The sequence below is a fragment of the Flavobacterium sp. J27 genome, from assembly GCF_004303025.1.
In the GTDB taxonomy this organism is placed as follows: Bacteria; Bacteroidota; Bacteroidia; order Flavobacteriales; family Flavobacteriaceae; genus Flavobacterium.
The window spans coordinates 222,249-242,329 of sequence record NZ_PJQW01000003.1 but is presented as its reverse complement, the minus strand read 5'-3'; the positions used below and the strand labels follow the sequence as shown (position 1 = coordinate 242,329).

Annotated in this window: 20 protein-coding genes; 12 read left to right on the top strand and 8 right to left on the bottom strand. The window is 30.2% G+C overall.

What is annotated here, in order from left to right; genetic code table 11:
- The first annotated feature begins 68 nt into the window (after positions 1-68).
- Positions 69-536 (top strand): peptidoglycan-binding protein LysM, encoded by a 468-nt coding sequence (gene lysM / locus CX675_RS05480; protein ID WP_130734214.1) that lies wholly within the window; start codon positions 69-71, stop codon positions 534-536.
- 46 nt (positions 537-582) lie between these two features.
- Here the strand turns inward: lysM and CX675_RS05475 are convergent, their stop codons facing one another.
- Entirely contained in the window at positions 583-867 is a 285-nt protein-coding gene (locus CX675_RS05475; protein ID WP_130734213.1) for a hypothetical protein, read from the bottom strand.
- 112 nt (positions 868-979) lie between these two features.
- Between CX675_RS05475 and CX675_RS05470 the strand changes: the two genes are divergently transcribed.
- Together CX675_RS05470 and CX675_RS05465 are read left to right on the top strand one after the other, a co-directional pair.
- Positions 980-1,303 carry a roadblock/LC7 domain-containing protein gene (locus CX675_RS05470; RefSeq protein WP_130734212.1) on the top strand — a complete coding sequence of 108 codons (324 nt, stop codon included), beginning with the start codon at positions 980-982 and terminating at the stop codon, positions 1,301-1,303.
- Positions 1,304-1,322: 19 nt separating this feature from the next.
- Positions 1,323-1,697 carry a hypothetical protein gene (locus tag CX675_RS05465; protein ID WP_130734211.1) on the top strand — a complete coding sequence of 125 codons (375 nt, stop codon included), beginning with the start codon at positions 1,323-1,325 and terminating at the stop codon, positions 1,695-1,697.
- Positions 1,698-1,761: 64 nt separating this feature from the next.
- Here CX675_RS05465 and obgE read toward each other — a convergent pair whose 3' ends face one another.
- The 3 genes from obgE to CX675_RS05450 form a co-directional block, all read right to left on the bottom strand.
- The gene (gene obgE, locus CX675_RS05460) at positions 1,762-2,772 is read right to left on the bottom strand and encodes a GTPase ObgE (RefSeq protein WP_130734210.1); all 1,011 of its coding nucleotides are present in this window, start codon (positions 2,770-2,772) and stop codon (positions 1,762-1,764) included.
- Between the two features lie 142 nt (positions 2,773-2,914).
- Positions 2,915-4,192, bottom strand: coding sequence for a hemolysin family protein (locus tag CX675_RS05455; protein WP_130734209.1), 1,278 nt, complete (start codon positions 4,190-4,192; stop codon positions 2,915-2,917).
- 82 nt (positions 4,193-4,274) lie between these two features.
- Positions 4,275-5,453: an adenylate kinase gene (locus tag CX675_RS05450; RefSeq protein ID WP_130734208.1), complete on the bottom strand. Its 1,179-nt coding sequence runs from the start codon at positions 5,451-5,453 to the stop codon at positions 4,275-4,277.
- A 44-nt stretch (positions 5,454-5,497) separates the two neighbouring features.
- On the opposite strand from CX675_RS05450, the gene CX675_RS05445 reads away from it, so the two are divergent.
- The 9 genes from CX675_RS05445 (at position 5,498) to CX675_RS05405 (ending at position 16,973) form a co-directional block, all read left to right on the top strand.
- Positions 5,498-6,049, top strand: a complete 552-nt coding sequence (locus CX675_RS05445; RefSeq protein ID WP_130734207.1) for a hypothetical protein — start codon at positions 5,498-5,500, stop codon at positions 6,047-6,049.
- Positions 6,050-6,126: 77 nt separating this feature from the next.
- Positions 6,127-7,284, top strand: coding sequence for a 5-(carboxyamino)imidazole ribonucleotide synthase (locus tag CX675_RS05440; RefSeq protein ID WP_130734206.1), 1,158 nt, complete (start codon positions 6,127-6,129; stop codon positions 7,282-7,284).
- Positions 7,285-7,292: 8 nt separating this feature from the next.
- Positions 7,293-7,691, top strand: coding sequence for a hypothetical protein (locus tag CX675_RS05435; protein ID WP_130734205.1), 399 nt, complete (start codon positions 7,293-7,295; stop codon positions 7,689-7,691).
- A 299-nt stretch (positions 7,692-7,990) separates the two neighbouring features.
- Positions 7,991-8,473: a 5-(carboxyamino)imidazole ribonucleotide mutase gene (purE, locus tag CX675_RS05430; RefSeq protein WP_130734204.1), complete on the top strand. Its 483-nt coding sequence runs from the start codon at positions 7,991-7,993 to the stop codon at positions 8,471-8,473.
- 558 nt (positions 8,474-9,031) lie between these two features.
- A complete protein-coding gene (locus CX675_RS05425; protein WP_130734203.1) occupies positions 9,032-11,059 on the top strand; it encodes a M3 family metallopeptidase in 2,028 nt (675 codons plus the stop codon).
- 42 nt (positions 11,060-11,101) lie between these two features.
- On the top strand, positions 11,102-12,340 hold the full coding sequence (pepT, locus tag CX675_RS05420; protein ID WP_130734202.1) for a peptidase T: 1,239 nt from the start codon (positions 11,102-11,104) through the stop codon (positions 12,338-12,340).
- Between the two features lie 45 nt (positions 12,341-12,385).
- Positions 12,386-12,958: a YdeI family protein gene (locus CX675_RS05415; protein WP_130734201.1), complete on the top strand. Its 573-nt coding sequence runs from the start codon at positions 12,386-12,388 to the stop codon at positions 12,956-12,958.
- A gap of 55 nt (positions 12,959-13,013) precedes the next feature.
- Positions 13,014-14,762, top strand: a complete 1,749-nt coding sequence (locus CX675_RS05410; protein WP_130734200.1) for a helix-turn-helix domain-containing protein — start codon at positions 13,014-13,016, stop codon at positions 14,760-14,762.
- Positions 14,763-14,999: 237 nt separating this feature from the next.
- Positions 15,000-16,973, top strand: a complete 1,974-nt coding sequence (locus CX675_RS05405; protein ID WP_205728606.1) for a M23 family metallopeptidase — start codon at positions 15,000-15,002, stop codon at positions 16,971-16,973.
- 71 nt (positions 16,974-17,044) lie between these two features.
- Here the strand turns inward: CX675_RS05405 and yajC are convergent, their stop codons facing one another.
- The 4 genes from yajC to CX675_RS05385 form a co-directional block, all read right to left on the bottom strand.
- The gene (gene yajC, locus CX675_RS05400) at positions 17,045-17,320 is read right to left on the bottom strand and encodes a preprotein translocase subunit YajC (protein WP_130734199.1); all 276 of its coding nucleotides are present in this window, start codon (positions 17,318-17,320) and stop codon (positions 17,045-17,047) included.
- Positions 17,321-17,340: 20 nt separating this feature from the next.
- A complete protein-coding gene (locus CX675_RS05395) occupies positions 17,341-17,886 on the bottom strand; it encodes a DUF1573 domain-containing protein (protein ID WP_130734198.1) in 546 nt (181 codons plus the stop codon).
- Between the two features lie 18 nt (positions 17,887-17,904).
- Positions 17,905-18,852: a transcription antitermination factor NusB gene (gene nusB / locus CX675_RS05390; RefSeq protein WP_165395979.1), complete on the bottom strand. Its 948-nt coding sequence runs from the start codon at positions 18,850-18,852 to the stop codon at positions 17,905-17,907.
- 81 nt (positions 18,853-18,933) lie between these two features.
- Positions 18,934-20,040: a Glu/Leu/Phe/Val dehydrogenase dimerization domain-containing protein gene (locus tag CX675_RS05385; protein WP_130734197.1), complete on the bottom strand. Its 1,107-nt coding sequence runs from the start codon at positions 20,038-20,040 to the stop codon at positions 18,934-18,936.
- Positions 20,041-20,081 lie beyond the last annotated feature (41 nt).

Here is a 20,081-nt window from a genome sequence, read left to right as displayed (position 1 = left end):
TTTGAATTTTAAAATAATCATTTCATTTTTAGTATATTTGAGTAGTAACAAATAAACAACTTTAAATTATGGGATTATTTTCATTTGTAAAAAATGCGGGCGCTAAACTTTTTGGCAAAAAGGAAGAAGAAGCACCAGTAGAAGAAAAAGCAGTCTTAAAAGCGAGTGCACTGTTAGAACACGTTAAAGCTTTGGGATTAAAATATAAAAATATAAAAATAACCTTAAAAGGTGATGATGTAGTTGTTGAAGGTGATGTAGAACAACAAGAAGATGCAGAAAGAATAATATTAGCTATTGGTAATGTAGAAGGAGTTGATACAGTTGATAACCAAATGAAAGTTATTGCTCCCGAACCAAAACCTGAAGCGCAATTTCACACAGTTGAAAAAGGAGAATGGTTATCAAAAATTGCAAAAAAATACTATGGAGACGCAAATAAGTACAATATTATTTTTGAAGCAAACCAACCTATGTTAGACCATCCAGATAAAATTTATCCTGGTCAAGTACTTCGAATTCCAAAATTAGATTAAGAAATAAAAAAATAGAAAAGCGACCATAGTATAGTCGCTTTTCTATTTATCGTCTTCTTCTCCCAAAATAGCTAGTTCCTAAATTAGTTAAATTCATTGCAGATTTAAATTCTGGCTTTTTAGTGGATTGAGCAACAAAATCAATACCACTCTCTACTCCTACTAATTCACCTTCCTCTTCTAGTTCAATTGCATTAAAAATAGGTTCTTCTCTTTTAATTTCTTGATTTCTAAATGATTCATCTGCATATCCAAAACGAATCTTATTAAAAGTTTCTAACTTTAAGCTCAAGGAATATTTTAGAGCTTCTAAATCTTTTTGGTTTTCCATCTCAAATAATTTTAATCAAAGCTACAAAATATTTTAACACTAATTACAGAAAAAGTGTAATAATTTTAACGTTAACAAAAAAAAACCAATTATCTTTGTATCAAATAAATATATGATAGCGAATATGTTACAAAAATTAATTTCAGAAACTGCTATAGACGCTGCTCTACTCTTCGATAAAAAAGGAACACTTATAGATTCGGTAAATTTAGACAAACCTGAAACGCTCTCCGCAATGACTAATATTATTGTTGAAATGTGCCAAGGACTAATTGAAGAGTTAGATCAAAAAAAATTAAATCAAATCATTTTAAAAAGCGAATCCTTACTTATCATCGCAAACACTACAAATGAAGAACAGTTTTTGATAGCCATTACAAGCGACATTACAAGATTAGGCCTACTAATTAAAGTCTTAGAAAACTTCGTAAACTAAATTTTAAAATTAAATAAACATGTCAGATTTCTTATCTAAGTTCGGAGAGGACTTAAAAAACAATGTTTCTGGTTTTATCGCTGTAAGCATTACAGAAGTAAAAACTGGAATGTCATATTATTCATTATCTGTTAACTCATCTTTTGATCCAGAACTAGCTTCTGCTTATAACCTAGAAGTAGTTAAAGCTAAATTAAGCGCAATTAAAGCTTTAGGTCTAGATCAAAAAATTGAAAACATAATGATTAATTTATCATCTCAAATTCACATTATTGACATTTCAGACGCGGGAGATTATTTTATTTATCTTGCAGTAGATGCTAATAAAGTAAATTTAGGAATGACCAAGGCACTTTTAAACAAATACAAACAAGACATTATTGGAAAAATTTAAAAAAATCTTATTTTCAGTAAACAAAAAAGGAATGACAAAATATCATTCCTTTTTTTTATTTCTTTTATACTTTATCTACATTGAGCATTTTCCAAAGTTTATCTTTTAATTCTTGTAACCCTTGTTGCGCTACAGATGAAATAAACATATAATCAACTCCTTTAAAATCTTTATCTAGTTGCATTTTCATTTCTAATTTCAGCTCATCATCTAACATATCTGACTTAGAAACAACTACCAATCTGTCTTTATCTAACATCTCGGGATTATAACGTCTTAATTCGTCTAATAAAATTTCATATTCTTTTTTAATATCTGTTGCATCAGCTGGAATTAAAAAAAGTAATGTTGAATTACGCTCAATATGTCTTAAAAAATAATGTCCTAATCCTTTTCCTTCAGCTGCACCTTCAATAATACCTGGAATATCTGCGATTACAAAAGATTGAAAATCTCTATATGCAACTATTCCTAAATTAGGTTTTAAAGTAGTAAAAGGATAGTCGGCTATCTTTGGTTTTGCTGCAGTTAAAACAGACAACAAAGTAGATTTTCCTGCATTAGGAAATCCTACTAAGCCTACATCTGCCAAAACCTTTAATTCTAAAATAATATCTAATTCTTCACCCGGAAGACCTGGTTGAGAATAACGTGGCGTTTGATTTGTAGCACTTCTAAAATGCCAATTTCCTAAACCTCCCTTGCCTCCTTTAGCAATAATTTTAGATTCTCCATGTTCGGTAATTTCAAATAGTACTTCTCCAGTTTCTTTATCTTTAACTACTGTACCTAATGGTACCTCAATTATTTTATCTTCACCATCAGCTCCTGTACTTCTAGAGCTTCCTCCATCTCCTCCATGACCTGCTTTTACATGGCGTAAAAACTTCAAATGAAATAACGTCCACAACCCTTTGTTTCCTACTAAAATTACATGACCGCCACGACCACCATCTCCACCATCTGGGCCTCCTTTTTCAATAAATTTTTCTCTATGTAAGTGTGTAGATCCTTTCCCTCCTTTTCCTGAAGCCAAATAAATTTTTACATAATCTACAAAATTCCCTTCTGTCATAACATTTTAAACATTTGTATAGTTAAAACCGCTTCTTTTTAAAAAGTGTGTTTAGTCTATTTTTTTGCAAAGTTAAAATTAAAAATTTGAAAAAGATTAGTTTATTTATTCAAACCCAAAAATATTGATAGTAAAAAAGTTTTTACTCTTCTTTTATATTAGAAATAACAACTTTACCTACCTTTAATCCATCCATTTCCGTTACTTCAAATTTAAGCTTATTCCATACCATTTTTTGTCCCACTTTTGGTATTACTCCTAGTTCTTTTATAATAAAACCACTTACAGTAGCAACATCATAGTCGAGCCAATCGGTTCCCATTTGGAAGAAATTTAAACAATCATGAAAAGAATATCCTCCATCAACAATCCATTTTCCATTCTCAGATGGCTCCAATCTAAACTCATTTTCATCAAAATCAGAAGGAGCACCAACCAAAGCTTCTAATATATCATTTAATGAAATAACACCTTGAAATAAAGCATATTCATCAGTAACAAATGCGGTGTGTTTTTTCGATTTTTTAAAACTGTCTAATGCTTTATAAGCAGAAGTATATTCTATAAAATACAGTGGTTCCTTCATGATTTTCTTTAAATCAAAATCTGGATTATCTATAGTTCCAAATAAATCTTTTAAAGTTACTAGTCCTATAATATTGTCTAAATTAGAAACACAAACAGGGTAAATAGCATACAAATTCCCAATTATTTTATTCTTTATTTGCTCTTTTGTATCTTCTAAAGACAAATAAACAACATAACTCCTATGCGTCATTAATGAGTTTACTTTTCGATCGCCTATGTGAAACACTCTTTCAACAATATCTTGTTCTATTTCTTGCACTTCACCTACTTCTGTTCCTTCTTTTATTATTGCTTTAATTTCTTCTTCGGTTACTTTCCCGTCTGTTGTAGGCTTTATTTGCAAAACTTTCAATAAAAACTCGGTTGAAACAGTTAAAAGCCATATAAAAGGTTTTGTAATTGTAGACATCAGTCGCATTGGAACTGCAACAATTTTAGCAATCCCTTCTGGGTGGTTTAATCCAATTCGTTTCGGTAACAACTCTCCTAGCACTAAGGAAAAAAAAGTCAAAATTATAACTACTATTCCTACTGCAATAGTATCTGAGTAAGCCTTCAAAAAAGAAAAAGAAGCAATAAACTGTTCAACATCAGCTGTAATTTTATCACCTGAAAAAATTCCTGTTAAAATACCAATGAGCGTAATCCCAATTTGGACTGCTGATAGAAATGTATTGGGTGAATTTGCTAAATCTAAAGCGACTTTCGCTTTTTTATTTCCTTTTTTAGCGGCCGATTCCAAACGGTTCTTTCTGGAAGAAATTAAAGCAATTTCAGACATAGAAAAAACGCCATTTAAGAGTATCAAAAATAAAACAATTAGTATTTCCATATTTGTTTCTATAAAAAAAGCTATGTTTGATTATACAAAAACATAGCTTTTAGATAATAATGTAGTTGTAAACTTTTTTATATTATACAAAAGTGTCTAATATTAAACTTAACCTTTCAGTTACCTCAGCAATTTCACCTATTCCATCTACTGGTTTAAATTTATTTTGTGCTTTATAATAATCCATTAAAGGTGCTGTCTTTTGATTGTATTCGTCGTAACGATTTCTAATTTTCTCTTCATCTTGATCATCTGGTCTTCCTGAAGTTTTACCTCTTTCTAATAATCGTTGAACCAAAATTTCATCGTTTGCTTCTAATGCAACTGTTGCAGTTATTTCTTGGTTTTTAGAATTTAAAAAAGTATCTAAAGCCTCAGCTTGTGCTATGGTTCTCGGAAAACCATCAAATAAAAAGCCTTTTGCTTGTGGGTTTTTGTCTACTTCACTTTGCAACATTTGTATGGTCACCTCATCTGGAACTAAATCGCCTTTATCCATATATGTTTTGGCTAATCTTCCTAATTCTGTATCATTTTTTATGTTGTATCTAAAAATATCGCCTGTTGAAAGGTGTACTAAATTATATTTTTCTTTTAAAAAATCGGCTTGTGTTCCTTTTCCAGCTCCGGGTTTTCCGAATAAAACTATATTAATCATTGGTGTGTTTATATTTTCTTTAGCTAATTGATATACATCGGGTAAATTCCTTCCTAAACCATCATAATCCAATCCAAAACCTACAATAAATCGATCTGGAATACGAATACCTACATAATCTAATTTTATGTCTTTTTTGTATGCATCAGGTTTAAAAAATAAGGTTGCAATCTTTAAATGTTTCACTTTTTTCTCTTTAAAAATAGCTTTCAATTCTTCAACTGTATTGCCTGTATCTACAATATCTTCAACAATAACAACCGTTTTACCTTCTAAATCTTCATTTAACCCAATTAGTTGCTTTACTTGGTTTGTAGTTTGAATCCCTTCATAAGAAGCTAATTTTACGAAACTCACTTCACACATCCCTCTGTAATATTTCATTAAATCGGAAATAACTTTAAAAGAACCGTTTAAAACACCAATAAAAACAGGAATTTCGTCAAAAAAATCGTCATCCATTTGTTTGGCCATATTTTGAATCGCAAAATCAATTTCGTCAGAAGAAATGAATGGTTCAAAATGTTTATCATGTAGTTGAATCACAGGATTTAGTTTTAAAAATAAAGGAACAAATTTAAGAAAGTAATACCTATTAAGCATTACTAATTGAAATGTTTTTTTCTAATTTTTACTATTTTTATCAAATGAAATCATCCTTTTATTTACAAATAGAAAACAGTACCGCACATAGGCATTCCAGAGACGAACTCTGCGAAGTTGCTTTATCTAACACAGAAGCTCTTACTGAACTTTTCCTTTTTGCATTTGATTTAAAAAATAAAATTCACTTTAAAGCTTGTTGGGCATTAGAACTTGTCCTAGAAAAAGATATCAATTTACTAATTTCGCATTTAACCACTTTTGTAGAAAAAGTAAAGTTATATCATCATGATTCGGCTTTACGGTCAATTTCAAAAATTTGTTTGTTTATCTCAAAAAGTAGTACAATACAACTCACAGATAAACAAGAACAAATTCTCATTGAAACCTGCTTAGATTGGTTAATCCAAGAAGAAAAGGTAGCTACAAAAGCTTACGCTATAAGAGCTTTGTACAATTTTAGCAAAAAAAAAGTTTGGATAAAAGAAGAGTTACGTACCATTTTAGAACAAGATTACAGTTCGCATTCTGCTGCTTACAAAGCCGTTGCTAAAGAGGTTTTAAAAAAAATTAATAACGAAGCAATTGTGAAATAGTATTTGTCTAAGTATCTTTGCAGAACTAACTACAAACAACAAAAAAAGAAACCGGTAGAATCGGTTCACACACAACAATGAATTATTTCTCATCAGACTTTAAACTAGGTATTTTAGGCGGTGGTCAATTAGGAAAAATGATGCTATATGACACTCGTAAATTTGATATTCAAACATTTGTTTTAGATCCAAGTGAAGAAGCACCAGCTCGATTTGGTTGTAATAATTTCTATCGAGGTAGCTTAATGGATTTTGATACGGTATACCAATTTGGAAAACTGGTTGATTTATTAACCATTGAAATTGAAAATGTTAATTTAGATGCCTTAGACAAATTAGAAGAGGAAGGCTTGCCTATTTTTCCTTCACCAAAAACACTTCGCCTAATCCAAAATAAAGGGAAGCAAAAAGATTTATACGTTAAAAACGAAATTCCAACTTCTAAGCATTTACGATTTGTAGGTTTAGACGATTTACGAGAAAGCTTAGCTAAAGATGAATTGGATTTTCCTTTTGTTTGGAAAAGTGCGCAATTTGGCTATGATGGTAATGGGGTAAAAATTTGTCGTTCGGCTCTAGATTTATTAAAACTCCCAGATGTAGAATGCTTGGCTGAAGATTTAGTTCCTTTTAAAAATGAATTAGCCGTTATTGTTGCACGAAGTTTTTCTGGAGAAATTAACACCTATCCTGTGGTAGAAATGGAATTTCATCCTGAAGCGAACCAAGTAGAATATGTGATTTGTCCTGCGAGAATAAATGATACCGTTGCTCAAAAAGCAAGAGAAGTAGCGCTAAAAGTTTCTGAAACCTTCAATCATGTGGGTTTATTAGCGGTAGAAATGTTTCAAACTGAAACAGATGAAATATTAGTTAATGAAGTAGCTCCTAGACCTCACAACTCAGGACATTATAGTATTGAAGCAAGTTATACATCACAATTTGAAAATCACATACGTGCCATTTTAAACTTACCTTTAGGCAATACCGAAAGTAAAGTTGCTGGTATTATGGTTAATTTAGTAGGAGAAGAAGGACACACGGGTCAAGTATACTATGAAAATATTGATAAAATCATGGCTATTGAAGGTGTAACACCACATATTTATGGAAAAAGAGAAACTAGACCTTTCCGAAAAATGGGACACGTTACTATTGTGAATGAAAACATGGCGGAAGCAAGAAAAATTGCGGAAGAAGTAAAGAATAGCATACGAGTGATAAGTATTACGTAAAGATAAAGATGACAGAATTAATAAAAACAGGAAGAAGAAGAACTATACTTATATCCATAAGCATTTTATTAATTTCCATTCATACTATTTATCTCTACAATAAAGTACAACTTGAAATAGATTCTAAAAAACTAATACAACAAATAATTCGTTTTGTATTAACTTTTGGTTTATTATACAGTATTTACATTGGTAAAAATTGGGCAAAAAATATTGCTATAGTCCTTTTTACTTTTGGAATAGTATTTTCTGTATATAATTTATTTAATTATAAAACAGCTGTAATGGGAAACATTTTAATTTTAGAAATAATCTTCATTTACTCATTAGCGGTATATCATTTTTTGTTTTCAAGTAGTTTTGCCGCATTTCAAGAGTACCAAAACAAAAAGAAATCGAATGTTTAAGACATTTTTCAAAATAAGCTTTTATGCGTTTGTTACTTTTTGTGTAATTAATTTTATTATTCTTCTATTTCAAATTTTACTATTTTCATTATATAAAGAGATACCTAATATAACGCTAGGTTTCCTTTTAAATTTTATTATACATTATTGTTAGATGAAAGAGATTTACAACATGGTTCCAATTTAGATTATTTTATATATGATTCTATAACCTTTTGGATAATTGTATTTATCTATTTCCAACTAAAAAATAACATTAAACGCTTAAACCATTTTAAACAACATAAAACCAAATAAAAATGAGTAAAGTAGCCATCATCATGGGAAGCATTTCAGACATGCCAGTCATGCAAGAAGCCATCACTATTTTAAAAGAATTTAATATCGAAACCGAAGTTGATATTGTATCGGCTCATAGAACCCCTGAAAAACTATTCGATTTTAGTCAAAATGCGCACAAAAAAGACATTGCGGTTATTATTGCAGGTGCTGGTGGTGCAGCTCATTTACCAGGTATGGTTGCTTCTATGTCTCCATTACCTGTAATAGGTGTTCCTGTAAAATCTAGCAATTCTATCGATGGTTGGGACTCGGTTTTATCTATCTTACAAATGCCAGGTGGTGTACCCGTAGCAACTGTAGCATTAAATGGTGCTAAAAATGCTGGAATTTTAGCTGCTCAAATTATTGGTAGTAATAATGGTCACGTATTACAAACAATAATCGATTACAAAGAAGGGTTAAAACAAGCTGTTTTGAAGGCTTCAGAAAGCTTAAAATAAAAAAATCCCGACGCAAACAATAACATCGGGATAAAAATCTATTCACAATTAAGTGACAACTATAAAAAAAATTCTATTTTGGGAACAAAAAGGTGTTTGTAACATCTTTTTTGTTGCTACAAATATAATCAGTTAATCGAATAAAACAAACATTTTGTCGGCTATTTTTAATAATTTTTGAAAAAAAATTTGAAAGCCTTATTTTAAAGGTAAAAATCATACATTTTTGATTGTTTTTAAAACCTTTTTCAATTATAAATCTCTTATTTTATTCCATAAACTGCTTTATTATTTTTGAAAACTTTTGAAAAGAGGTAAGATAAATCCTTATTTTTGAAAAAAAATCCCGACGCAAACAATAACATCGGGATAAAAATCTATTCACAATTAAGTGACAACTATAAAAAAAATTCTATTTCAGATATAAAGACATTATTTTTCATGTCCTTACTATACAAATATATACATTTAATCGTAAAAAAAAACTTTTTATCGATATAGATCATGCATAACAAGTAAAATTTAACAATAATTGCTCCATATATAAATAATAAAAAAATGAATATCTTAACACATCCATTTAATACAAAATATCAAAGTGCTCCTTTTTCAAAAATTAACAATAGTGATTTCAAAGATGCTTTTGTTCAATTAATTACTGAAGCAAAAGAGGAAATTAATACTATCATTGCAAATAACAACCAACCCACTTTTGAAAATACTATTGAAAGCCTAGATTTTGCAGGTAGCCAACTAGAACGTGTTTCCAGTTTATTTTTCAATTTAAATGCTGCTGAAACATCAGAAGAAATACAAAAAATTGCTCAGGAAGTTTCTCCCTTGCTAACAGAGTTTAGTAATGACATTACGCTAAATGAAGATTTATTTAAAAAAATAAAAATAATTTATGATTCCAAAAGTTCATTAAACTTATCTGTAGAACAACAAACTTTATTAGATAAAAAATACAAAGGCTTTGTAAGAAATGGAGCTTTATTGAATGAGGAACAAAAAAAGACATTGAGAGAAATTGACACTCAATTAGCCAAACTCAAACTAACTTTTGGTGAAAATGTATTAGCAGAAACAAACAATTACCAACTTCATATTACTAATGAATCCGATTTAAAAGGATTACCTGAAGGTGCAAAAGAAGCAGCAGTAGCATTGGCAAAATCGAAATCGCTAGAAGGCTGGGCCTTTACCTTAGATTTCCCAAGTTACTTGCCTTTTGTAACGTATGTTGAAAACAGAGCACTACGAAAAGAAATTAGCCTTGCCGCTGGTAAAAAAGCATTTCAAGACAATCATTATAATAATGAAAACAACATAAAAGATATAGTCCGTTTACGCCATGAAAGAGCAAATCTTTTAGGTTATGCAACTCATGCACACTTTGTATTAGAAGAAAGAATGGCTCAAAATCCTGAAAAAGTAACTTCTTTTCTAAATGATTTATTAGAAAAAGCAAAACCTGCTGCTACTAAAGAATTTGCTGAATTAAGCTTGTTTGCCAAAGAATTAGACGGTATTGAACAATTAGAAAAATGGGACGGAGCTTATTATTCAGAAAAATTAAAACAAAAACTATTTAATTTGGATGATGAAAAATTAAAACCTTATTTCAAATTAGAAAATGTTTTACAAGGTGCTTTTACCATTGCCGAAAAATTATATGGTATAACCTTTAAAGAAGTTTTTGATATAGACAAGTACCATCCCGATGTACAAACCTTTGAAGTATTAGATTTTGAAAACAATCTTGTCGCTTTGTTTTACACTGATTTCTTCCCAAGAAAAGAAAAAAGAAACGGCGCTTGGATGACATCATTTAAATCACAATACATTAAAGACAAAATAAATGAACGCCCACATATTTCTAATGTATGTAATTTCACACCACCTACTCCTTCTAAACCTTCCTTATTAACTTTTAATGAAGTAACCACATTATTCCATGAATTTGGTCATGGCTTACATGGTATGTTAGCAAACACAAAATATCCTAGTTTATCTGGAACATCTGTGTATTGGGATTTTGTTGAACTACCAAGTCAAATAATGGAAAACTGGTGTTATGAACCAGAAGCATTAGCTTTATTTGCTAAACATTATGAAACTGGAGAAATTATTCCGCAAGAATATGTTGAAAAAATAAAAGAGAGTGCCAGCTTTCTAGAAGGTATGGCAACCATGAGACAACTTAGTTTTGGATTATTAGATATGGCTTATCATGGAAAAGTTGAAGCAATAAATCATATAAAAAACTTTGAAGAAAAAGCTTTTGAAAGCACTAAACTATATCCAGATGTAGCAGAAAACTGCATGAGTACTTCTTTTTCACATATCTTTCAAGGAGGTTATTCATCAGGATATTATAGTTACAAATGGGCCGAAGTTTTAGATGCTGATGCCTTTGCTTATTTCCAAGAAAAAGGAATCTTTGATAAAAATGTAGCTACAAAATTTAAAGAAAATGTATTATCTAAAGGTGGAACTGAGCATCCTATGACTCTATATAAAAAATTTAGAGGTCAGGAACCAAAACCAGAAGCTTTGTTAAAAAGAGCAGGACTTATTGAATAAGAAGTAGCAAAAAAGTATCTTTACACAAAAAAACAAATAAAAATGCAACATATTATAGATCGCTTTATCAGTTATGTAACTGTTGATACCGAATCAGATCCTAATTCAAATACAACACCTAGTACAGCTAAACAATGGGATTTAGCCAATCAATTAGTGGAAGAATTAAAACAAATTGGTCTACAAGAAGTTACCATAGATGAAAATGCATACATCATGGCTACTTTACCAAGTAATGTAGACCACGAAGTACCTACTATTGGATTTGTATCCCATTTCGATACTACTCCAGATTTTACAGGTGCTAATGTAAAACCACAAATTATTGAAAACTATGATGGAAAAGACATTGTTTTAAATGCAACACAAAATATTGTTTTATCTCCATCATACTTTGAAGACTTGCTACTTTATAAAGGACAAACCATTATTACAACTGATGGCACTACTTTATTAGGTGCAGATGATAAGGCAGGAATTACAGAAATTGTAAGTGCTATGGAATATTTAATCCAACATCCTGAAATTAAACACGGAAAAATTCGCGTTGGTTTTACACCAGATGAAGAAATCGGTAGAGGTGCACATAAATTTGATGTGGAAAAATTTGGTTGTGATTGGGCATACACTATGGATGGAAGCCAAATAGGTGAATTAGAATACGAAAATTTTAATGCTGCTGGTGCAAAAATCACATTCAAAGGAAAAAGTGTTCATCCTGGATACGCAAAAGGAAAGATGATTAATTCTATGCTTTTGGCTAACGAATTTATCTCAGCTCTACCAGAAAACGAAGTTCCTGAAAAAACAACTGATTACGAAGGTTTTTTTCATGTTCATCACTTAAATGGAAACATAGAAGAAACCGTACTACAATTGATTATAAGAGATCATGACAAAGACCTTTTTGAAGCTAGAAAAGACTTAATTCATACCATAGCTACAAAAATGAACAATCAATATGCAAAACAATTTGGAGAAGATATTTGTATTGCCGAAGTGAAAGACCAATATTATAATATGCGAGAAAAAGTAGAACCTGTTTTTCACATTGTTGAAATTGCCGAAAAAGCAATGAAAGAAGTTGGGATTACTCCAATTATTAAACCTATACGCGGAGGGACAGATGGATCTCAATTATCATATAAAGGGCTTCCTTGTCCAAATATATTTGCTGGCGGACACAATTTTCATGGCAAATATGAATACGTTCCTGTAGAAAGCATGGTAAAAGCAACAGAAGTAATCGTTAAAATTGCTGAATTAACAGCTCAAAAATAATTGAATAAGAGGAAGCATGCTTCCTCTTTTTTTATACACAGCTATATGTCAGAAAAAAAAGTTTGGGATAAAACCAATCAATGGGCGGAAGAACTGGAAACTTTAAAGTCCATTATCGAAAAAACCGATTTAGTAGAAACTACAAAATGGGGAACAGCTGTTTATACTCATAACAACAAAAACATCATTGGCATAGGTGGTTTTAAATCTTATTTTGGGATATGGTTTTATAATGGTGTGTTTTTGAAAGATGATAAAAATTTATTAATTAATGCACAAGAAGGAAAAACAAAATCGTTAAGACAAATGCGTTTTCAATCCAAAGCAGAAATAGATGAAAAAAATATTTTAACTTATATTAAAGAAGCTATTGCTATTGAAGAAAAAGGATTAACTATAAAAGTAGAAAAACAAACTTTCCAGTCTGATTATCTGGAAAATGCACTAAACGCTAATTCCGAATTAAAAAAGGCTTTTCTTTTATTTACAAAATACAAACAAAATGAATTCATAGAATATATTGCTAGCGCTAAACAAGAAAAAACAAAACAAACCCGTTTGGAAAAAATAACACCTATGATTTTAGCCAATATTGGACTCAACGACAAATATAGATAACCCAAAAAAAGCAAACAAAACAAACATCTAAAACTAATTCCTTCTAAAACCTAATATGAAAAAAGTAACATTCTTTATTTTACTTCATATCTGCTTATTAACCTACTCTCAAAAAAACAAATTAAAAGATACTGACTATCTAAGGCTACAAGATAAAGCTCGAAGCTATCTTTACATTGATATCGACAGCGCCTACTACTTTGCCTCTCAAATAGAAAAATCTTCAAATCACATTCATCAATCTTTTGCAAATGGAATAAAAGGATATATTTTTCAATTGAAGAACGACACTTTAAATTCAAAAAAACATCTTAATTCAGCTTATGATTTACTTAAATATATTCCAGATTCAAAAGAAAAAAGGATGACAACTTCCTATCTTTTAAACTATGACGGCTTGATTGAATGGAAAAAAAATAATTTAACTATTGCTTTGAAAAAATATCAAGAAGGCAAAAAAATAGCTGAAAGTATAAATGATATCGTTCAAACAGTAAAATTTAATGCTAATATTGGATTAATAAATAAGAACATCAAAAATTATGATATAGCTATTACCACTTTTAAAAAAAGTTTGCTACTAGTAAATCAAAACTTTGAAGTATTTCCAAAAGAAGAAATAAACTCCATGATTAGCAATATTCACTTAAACATAAGTAATTGTTATGAAAGAAAATTTCAAGAAAAAAAAGACATAAAAAAAATTGACTCTGCCTTATATCATACTCAAAAAGCATTACAATACACTAGAAATAATGGTCTTTTAAAAATGCGTTCTTTAACCAGTCTTGGAAATATTTACTTTTTAAAGGATGATTATACTAATTCTAAAAAAGCATATCAAAGTGCATTAATAATAGCTAAAGAAATTGGTATGTTAGCCGACTACAATACACTTTTATGCAATCTAGGTCACATTAATTATTATTATAAAAAAGAAAAAGAAGCGCTCGTATATTTTACAAAAGTAGACTCTCTATATCAGGCAGAAGAAAGCAATTTAACAGAAGAATATGTGCTTTCAAATTATTATTTAGCTAAAATTTACAACATATTAGGGAAAAATGAAGAAGCTTCTAAATACTCAAAAAAGTATCTTGAAAATTATGAAGCTATGGCTGTAAAGGAAATCAAAGAAACTTTGGACATCAATAACACCTTAAACAATCAAAAGCTTCAAGAAGAAATGATTCAAATAAACAAGCAGCATCAAAAAGAAAAAATAATAAAAATAACGACATGGGTTATTATTCTTAGCTTGTTATTATTTCTTCTTTTCTATTTTAGAAAAAAAAACAAATTGAGGATACAGCAAGTAAAACAAACAGCAGAAAAATTTCAATTAGAAATAGAAAAAACAAAAAGTAAAAATATCGCTTTACAAAATGAAATAGAAGATTTTAAAAAAGAGAAGAAACCTAAAAACACTGTTACAATAGATAGTGAAAAAGAGGAGCAAATTGTAACCATGCTTTTAGCTTTGGAAAAAAAAGAAGTTTTTTTAAATCATGACTTCACACAACCGTTTGTCGCCAAAAAAATAAAAACAAATACAGCTTATTTATCACACGTAGTTAACAAACGATTTGGAAAAACTTTTAGCGAATATGCAAATGATTTAAAAATTAATTATGCAATTCATCAAATGAAAACAAATCCAATCTATAGAAAATATAACACGCAAGCAATTGCTGAAAGTGTCGGGTTTAAAAGTGCTGTTTCTTTTCGTAAATCTTTCAATAAAAAAACGGGGCTTTCTCCTACTCAATTCTTAAAACAAATAGAAGAAGAACAAAATAAATAATGCTATCTATTAATAAAACTTAAGAAGTAATCAGTCTTTATATACTTCTATTTTTCAATGTAAAAAGAGGGAAACAATTTGTAAATTAATTCCAAATAATTTATAAATTGTTTCTCCTTTTTATTTCTATTTATTTCATTACTAGATACTTTTGACCTAGCAAATTATAAAGAAAATGAAAAAATAATCCTCATTTTCAAAATCAATTTTCAAACAAAACAAACAAAAACAATCAAAATGAAAAAAAGAAAAGTACTCTTAAAGTTAGGAGCATGCCTGCTATTGCTCAAATTAAATGCTCAACAACTTATCATTTCAAGTCAAAAAGGGTTTATCAACTTCAACACAAAAGAAAAAAAATCTGAACCGCTCAAGAACCTTAAATTCAACACAGAAATCATTCCTCAAAGCATTCGCTATTTAGATCAATTAGCTTTCTATCCCCATCAAATCTCTACTGAATTAACAGAAAAAAAAGGATATGATTTTTTTCAAGGTTTACAATCTCCTTTTGATTCAAATATTTGGATATATATGGAAAGAGAAAAAATTGGAGGAAGCTATATTATTCATAAATTAAATACAAAAAATCAGAAAAACCTCATTCTTGTAAATGTAAAGAACAAAGACAGAAAAAAGTTAGCCTACAAACCCATTGCATGGAGTCATAATCCAAACGAAATTTATGTAGAAGGACTATATTTAGATAGCGCTGAAGAACATGAAGGGCTTTGGGTTTTAAATGTAAATAATGGAAAATTAAGACCTGTTTATTTGCCTTTTAAATTTATGAGAACCCCTATACTTTCTCCAGACAGACAAACTTTCTATGGAGTAGGTTCTTTGGATTCTAACATGAATATATTACATGGAAACACAGATATTGTTTATCAATACGACCTGTCTTCACAAAAAGGAAAAACGATTCTTGAGGACAAAGGAGAAACATTTCTTATTAATGGTTGGCAAAATGATTTAAACAACAAATCTATACCGTATAATGAAGCCAAAGCATCTAATATTGATTATTATCTGCCATGGGATTACAATAAAGAATTGTGCGTATCAAGACACGGAACACCTGCTCCAACAGGAATAAACAACAATGTAGGAATTTGTAATATTTTTAGTCCAGGAGGGCAACATAGTTATGCAGCAGTAGATTTTGCAACTTCTACAAATAGCAACGACAATGTTAGAGCGGCTGCAAGTGGTACAGTATCTTTTGCAGGAATTAGTGGTAGTTTAACTTCTGGTTATGGAAGACTAGTTATTATAACTCATAATGATGGAACAAGAACCTATTATGCCCATAATTCATCGATAGTAGTAACCCAAGGACAAAATGTTACTCAAGGACAAATCATAGCTAAAGAAGGCACTACTGGCGGATCAACAGGAGATCACATTCATTTTGAATGGAGAGCTGCGGGTGGTAATGCTTCAACAATAGGTAGTTTTAAAGATATTGGGCAACCCCGTGTAGATAACAGATATCGATCTAACAACAGCACAACTCCTCCTAACGTTCCAACCCCTATTTCGCCAGCAAATGGTGCCACTAATTTAGGTTTACCAATCAATTTTACATATTCATCACCTGTAAATGCCAATGCTTTTAGAATTCAAGTTGCCACGTCAAATACAGGTTGGAATGCTGAAGATGGTTTTACAGCAAATGATACACCAAACGCAACAGTTGTAGTAAACGCAAGTATTAATACAACTAATTATTATTGGAATGAAACTGCAGCTGGAAGTTTTGAAGGTCCAAAAGCAAGTAAGACTTATTATTATACTATCAGAAGTTGGGACAGTACAACAGGCACTTCTAACTATTCTCCAGTAAGAACAATTACAACCGCTTTTGGAGTACAACCCATTGCTCCAATAAATAATGCAACGGTGAACAGTCCGGCTAACTTATCTTGGACCAGTACCATCTCTGGAGCTTCGTATCGTTTACAAATTGCTAAAACAAACTCGGGTTGGACTGCTGAAAACGGTTTTACTACCGATACCAATCCTACGGCAAACGTACCTGTAAATTATAGCACAGCCAATTTATTAAATTATACTTGGCCTAATCAATATACTGAAACACAAAATCTACCTACTTCAGGAAACACTTACTATTGGACTGTAAGACTTTGGAGTTCTGCAACAGGACCTTCTAAATATACTCCTGTGAGAAGTTTTACAATTCAGTAAATTTAATTTATAAAAAAACCAAATTACATATTCAAGTAATTTGGTTTTTTATTTTATAGAAATTAAAAAAATTATTTTTTCTCTTTCTCCACTAATTTAGCGCTCAATTCTAAAGAGATAGCAGATTTTTCCATTTTTATTTTCCCTGCCATAGTTTCAACAACTACTGTACTTTCTGATAATTCAGCTATTTTTCCATGAATTCCAGCTTTTGTAATTATTTTATCTCCTACTTTTAGTCCTGTCTCAAAAGCTTTTTCTTTTTTAACTCTTCTTTGTCCTGGTAAAATAATAAAAAAATAAAAAATTGCTATTATCGCTACTACTTGTAAAATTATTGGGTTCATTTAATTATTTATTTTTATTTTTAATTAGCAATTCCACTTCCTTCTTTAGGAAGCACATTCGCTTTAATAGTAAAAGTTTCTTTACCTGTTTCAGTATTCGTTGTTAAAGTAACTGTTTTACTTTGTTGACCTGTCTTTCCTGTAGAATCAAAACTTACTTTTATAGGAGCAGAACTACCTGGCTTAATTGGTTCTTTTGGAGGATTTGGCACAGTACAACCACAACTTCCATGTGCTTCTAAAATGATCAAATCAGCCTCTCCAATATTTTTAACCATAAATTCGGTTTCCACTTTTTCACCAGATTTAATAGTTCCAAAATCATGCTCTAATTTATTAAACTGAATTTTTGGATATTTACCATCCACAGGCTTAACTGGCTGATTTGTATTGGCCATCTGATTATCTGCTGTTGACGACTGGGAATTATTTGTATTTGCTGCAACTTTTTCAGATTCAAATGTTTTCATATCATCCTCTGTAATTTTTGCAGTCCCATTATCTTTACATGCTGTAGCAGAAAATAGTAATGATACTACTAATAGGCTTACTGTTTTTTTAAACATAACTAAAATTTTTATTGGTTATAATAATCCTCTTCCCGCTTTGCTTAAGCGGTTGTCTTTTTGAAAATCTTTAACTAAATTATCTAAGATTCCGTTGATAAAAATACTACTTTTTGGTGTAGAATACTCTTTTGCAATCTCTAAATATTCGTTAATTGTTACTTTAACAGGTATAGAAGGAAATTTCAACAGTTCACAAATAGCCATTTTTAAGATAATAGTATCTAATTCAGCGATACGTTCTGTATCCCAATTAGGTGTTTTATCAATATATTCTTTTGAAAATTCCACTTCATTTAAAACTGTTTTTCTGAATAATGTTTTCACATATTCTTTATCATCTAAATCTTTGTATAATTTAGAAACAGAGAAGTCATCATCAGTTTCCCTCAATTGTTTTAATTGCTTTAAAATCAATGTATTGACCGCTGGCAAATCATCTAACCAAGTTAATTTATGCTCTTCTAAATAATCGTAAAGTCTTTCGTTTGGAGCTATTACATCAGTAAATAAAGTGGCAATAAATTCTTTATCATCATCAAAAGTAGCCTCTTTTACATCAGCATTCATGTAGTCTTTGTAAATAGCACTTTCTTTAATGGCATCTAATAAGAATAATACGATATCGTCATTGCGTTTCCAATTTGTAATACTTCTATCATCAATAATAGAGTTTAATGAGTGACTCTTTCCTAATAAGTTTAAAACTTTATTATTTACAAATTTTTTATTGGGATTTCGCTCTTCTTTAGTTGCTAAATATTTTTTTGAAGCTAATTCTAAATACTCTTCTTCTTTTTCACGTATTTCGATTAATGCAGAGAGCATTAAAAGATATAAATCATGCATATTTTCAATACTTTGAAACAAGAATTTTTCTTCTTTATCCAAGTTTTCAGCTTGGTGTTGATGCATCGCATAAATACTTTGCATTACTTTTACGCGTATATGTCTTCTACTTAACATACTATTATAAGAACTTTTAAAAATTAAGAAAGCGAAAGAAACTCTTTCGCTTTGCAAAAATACAATATTATTATTTAAATATTATTTATTCTCTAACTCTTTTTTTCTATCATCAATTCTTTGTTGAGCAATAGAAAGAGCCGCTTGATGTGTTGTAATGTTATTTTTAGTAGAAAAATCAAAAATTTCAAGAGCTGTGTTATAAATATTCTCTGTTTTTTCCATTACCTGAGCTTTAGTTAAGTTAGCTAATTCAGAATAAACATTAATAACACCTCCAGCATTAATTAAAAAATCTGGAGCATATAAAATCCCTTTTTCTTTTAAAATTTGACCGTGTACCACTTCATTCGCTAATTGATTATTAGCTGCACCAGCAATAATTTTAGCATTTAATTTAACAATAGTATCATCATTAATAGTAGCTCCTAAAGCACAAGGCGCATAAATATCTACATCTGAACTATACAAATCATCTCCTGTAAAAATCTTAGCCCCATATTTTGCGCCTACTTCATGCAATCTATCTTCATTAATATCTGATATAGTTACAATAGCTCCTGACTTTGTTAAATAGTCTACTAGCACTTCACCTACATGACCGATTCCTTGTACTAATACTTTTTTTCCTTCTAAATTATCTGAACCAAACTGATACTTAGTAGCTGCTTTTATACCCATGAAAACACCATAAGCTGTAATAGGCGAAGGATTACCTGATCCGCCTTTACTTTCTGAAATTCCTGAAACGTATTTAGTTACCTCTCTTACCGTATCCATATCCTTAGTTTCCATTCCTACATCTTCAGCTGTAATATATTTTCCAGATAAAGAATCCACGAACTGACCAAAACGTCTCATTAATTCAGGTGTTTTTTGAGTTTTTGCATCTCCAATAATAACAGCTTTACCTCCACCTAAATTTAATCCTGAAATAGAATTTTTAAACGTCATACCACGAGATAAACGCAATACATCATTTAACGCTTCCCATTCGTTAGAATAATTCCACATTCGGGTTCCTCCCAAAGCTGGTCCTAAAACTGTATTATGTATTCCTATAATTGCTTTTAATCCTGTATCTTTGTCATGGCAAAAAACAACTTGCTCATGTCCGTCAAATGAAACTTGACCAAAAACTGGATCAACTTTATGTAGCTCGTTAGCTTGTAATAGTTCTGTTGACATATGATAAATGTGTTGAAAATTATTCAATAATTGAACACAAT

Coding starts and splice junctions, on each gene's coding strand:
- lysM (WP_130734214.1), top strand. CDS start 69: ATGGGATTATTTTCATTTGTAAAAAATGCGGGCGCTAAACTTTTTGGC.
- CX675_RS05475 (WP_130734213.1), bottom strand. CDS start 867: ATGGAAAACCAAAAAGATTTAGAAGCTCTAAAATATTCCTTGAGCTTA.
- CX675_RS05470 (WP_130734212.1), top strand. CDS start 980: ATGATAGCGAATATGTTACAAAAATTAATTTCAGAAACTGCTATAGAC.
- CX675_RS05465 (WP_130734211.1), top strand. CDS start 1,323: ATGTCAGATTTCTTATCTAAGTTCGGAGAGGACTTAAAAAACAATGTT.
- obgE (WP_130734210.1), bottom strand. CDS start 2,772: ATGACAGAAGGGAATTTTGTAGATTATGTAAAAATTTATTTGGCTTCA.
- CX675_RS05455 (WP_130734209.1), bottom strand. CDS start 4,192: ATGGAAATACTAATTGTTTTATTTTTGATACTCTTAAATGGCGTTTTT.
- CX675_RS05450 (WP_130734208.1), bottom strand. CDS start 5,453: ATGCTTAATAGGTATTACTTTCTTAAATTTGTTCCTTTATTTTTAAAA.
- CX675_RS05445 (WP_130734207.1), top strand. CDS start 5,498: ATGAAATCATCCTTTTATTTACAAATAGAAAACAGTACCGCACATAGG.
- CX675_RS05440 (WP_130734206.1), top strand. CDS start 6,127: ATGAATTATTTCTCATCAGACTTTAAACTAGGTATTTTAGGCGGTGGT.
- CX675_RS05435 (WP_130734205.1), top strand. CDS start 7,293: ATGACAGAATTAATAAAAACAGGAAGAAGAAGAACTATACTTATATCC.
- purE (WP_130734204.1), top strand. CDS start 7,991: ATGAGTAAAGTAGCCATCATCATGGGAAGCATTTCAGACATGCCAGTC.
- CX675_RS05425 (WP_130734203.1), top strand. CDS start 9,032: ATGAATATCTTAACACATCCATTTAATACAAAATATCAAAGTGCTCCT.
- pepT (WP_130734202.1), top strand. CDS start 11,102: ATGCAACATATTATAGATCGCTTTATCAGTTATGTAACTGTTGATACC.
- CX675_RS05415 (WP_130734201.1), top strand. CDS start 12,386: ATGTCAGAAAAAAAAGTTTGGGATAAAACCAATCAATGGGCGGAAGAA.
- CX675_RS05410 (WP_130734200.1), top strand. CDS start 13,014: ATGAAAAAAGTAACATTCTTTATTTTACTTCATATCTGCTTATTAACC.
- CX675_RS05405 (WP_205728606.1), top strand. CDS start 15,000: ATGAAAAAAAGAAAAGTACTCTTAAAGTTAGGAGCATGCCTGCTATTG.
- yajC (WP_130734199.1), bottom strand. CDS start 17,320: ATGAACCCAATAATTTTACAAGTAGTAGCGATAATAGCAATTTTTTAT.
- CX675_RS05395 (WP_130734198.1), bottom strand. CDS start 17,886: ATGTTTAAAAAAACAGTAAGCCTATTAGTAGTATCATTACTATTTTCT.
- nusB (WP_165395979.1), bottom strand. CDS start 18,852: ATGTTAAGTAGAAGACATATACGCGTAAAAGTAATGCAAAGTATTTAT.
- CX675_RS05385 (WP_130734197.1), bottom strand. CDS start 20,040: ATGTCAACAGAACTATTACAAGCTAACGAGCTACATAAAGTTGATCCA.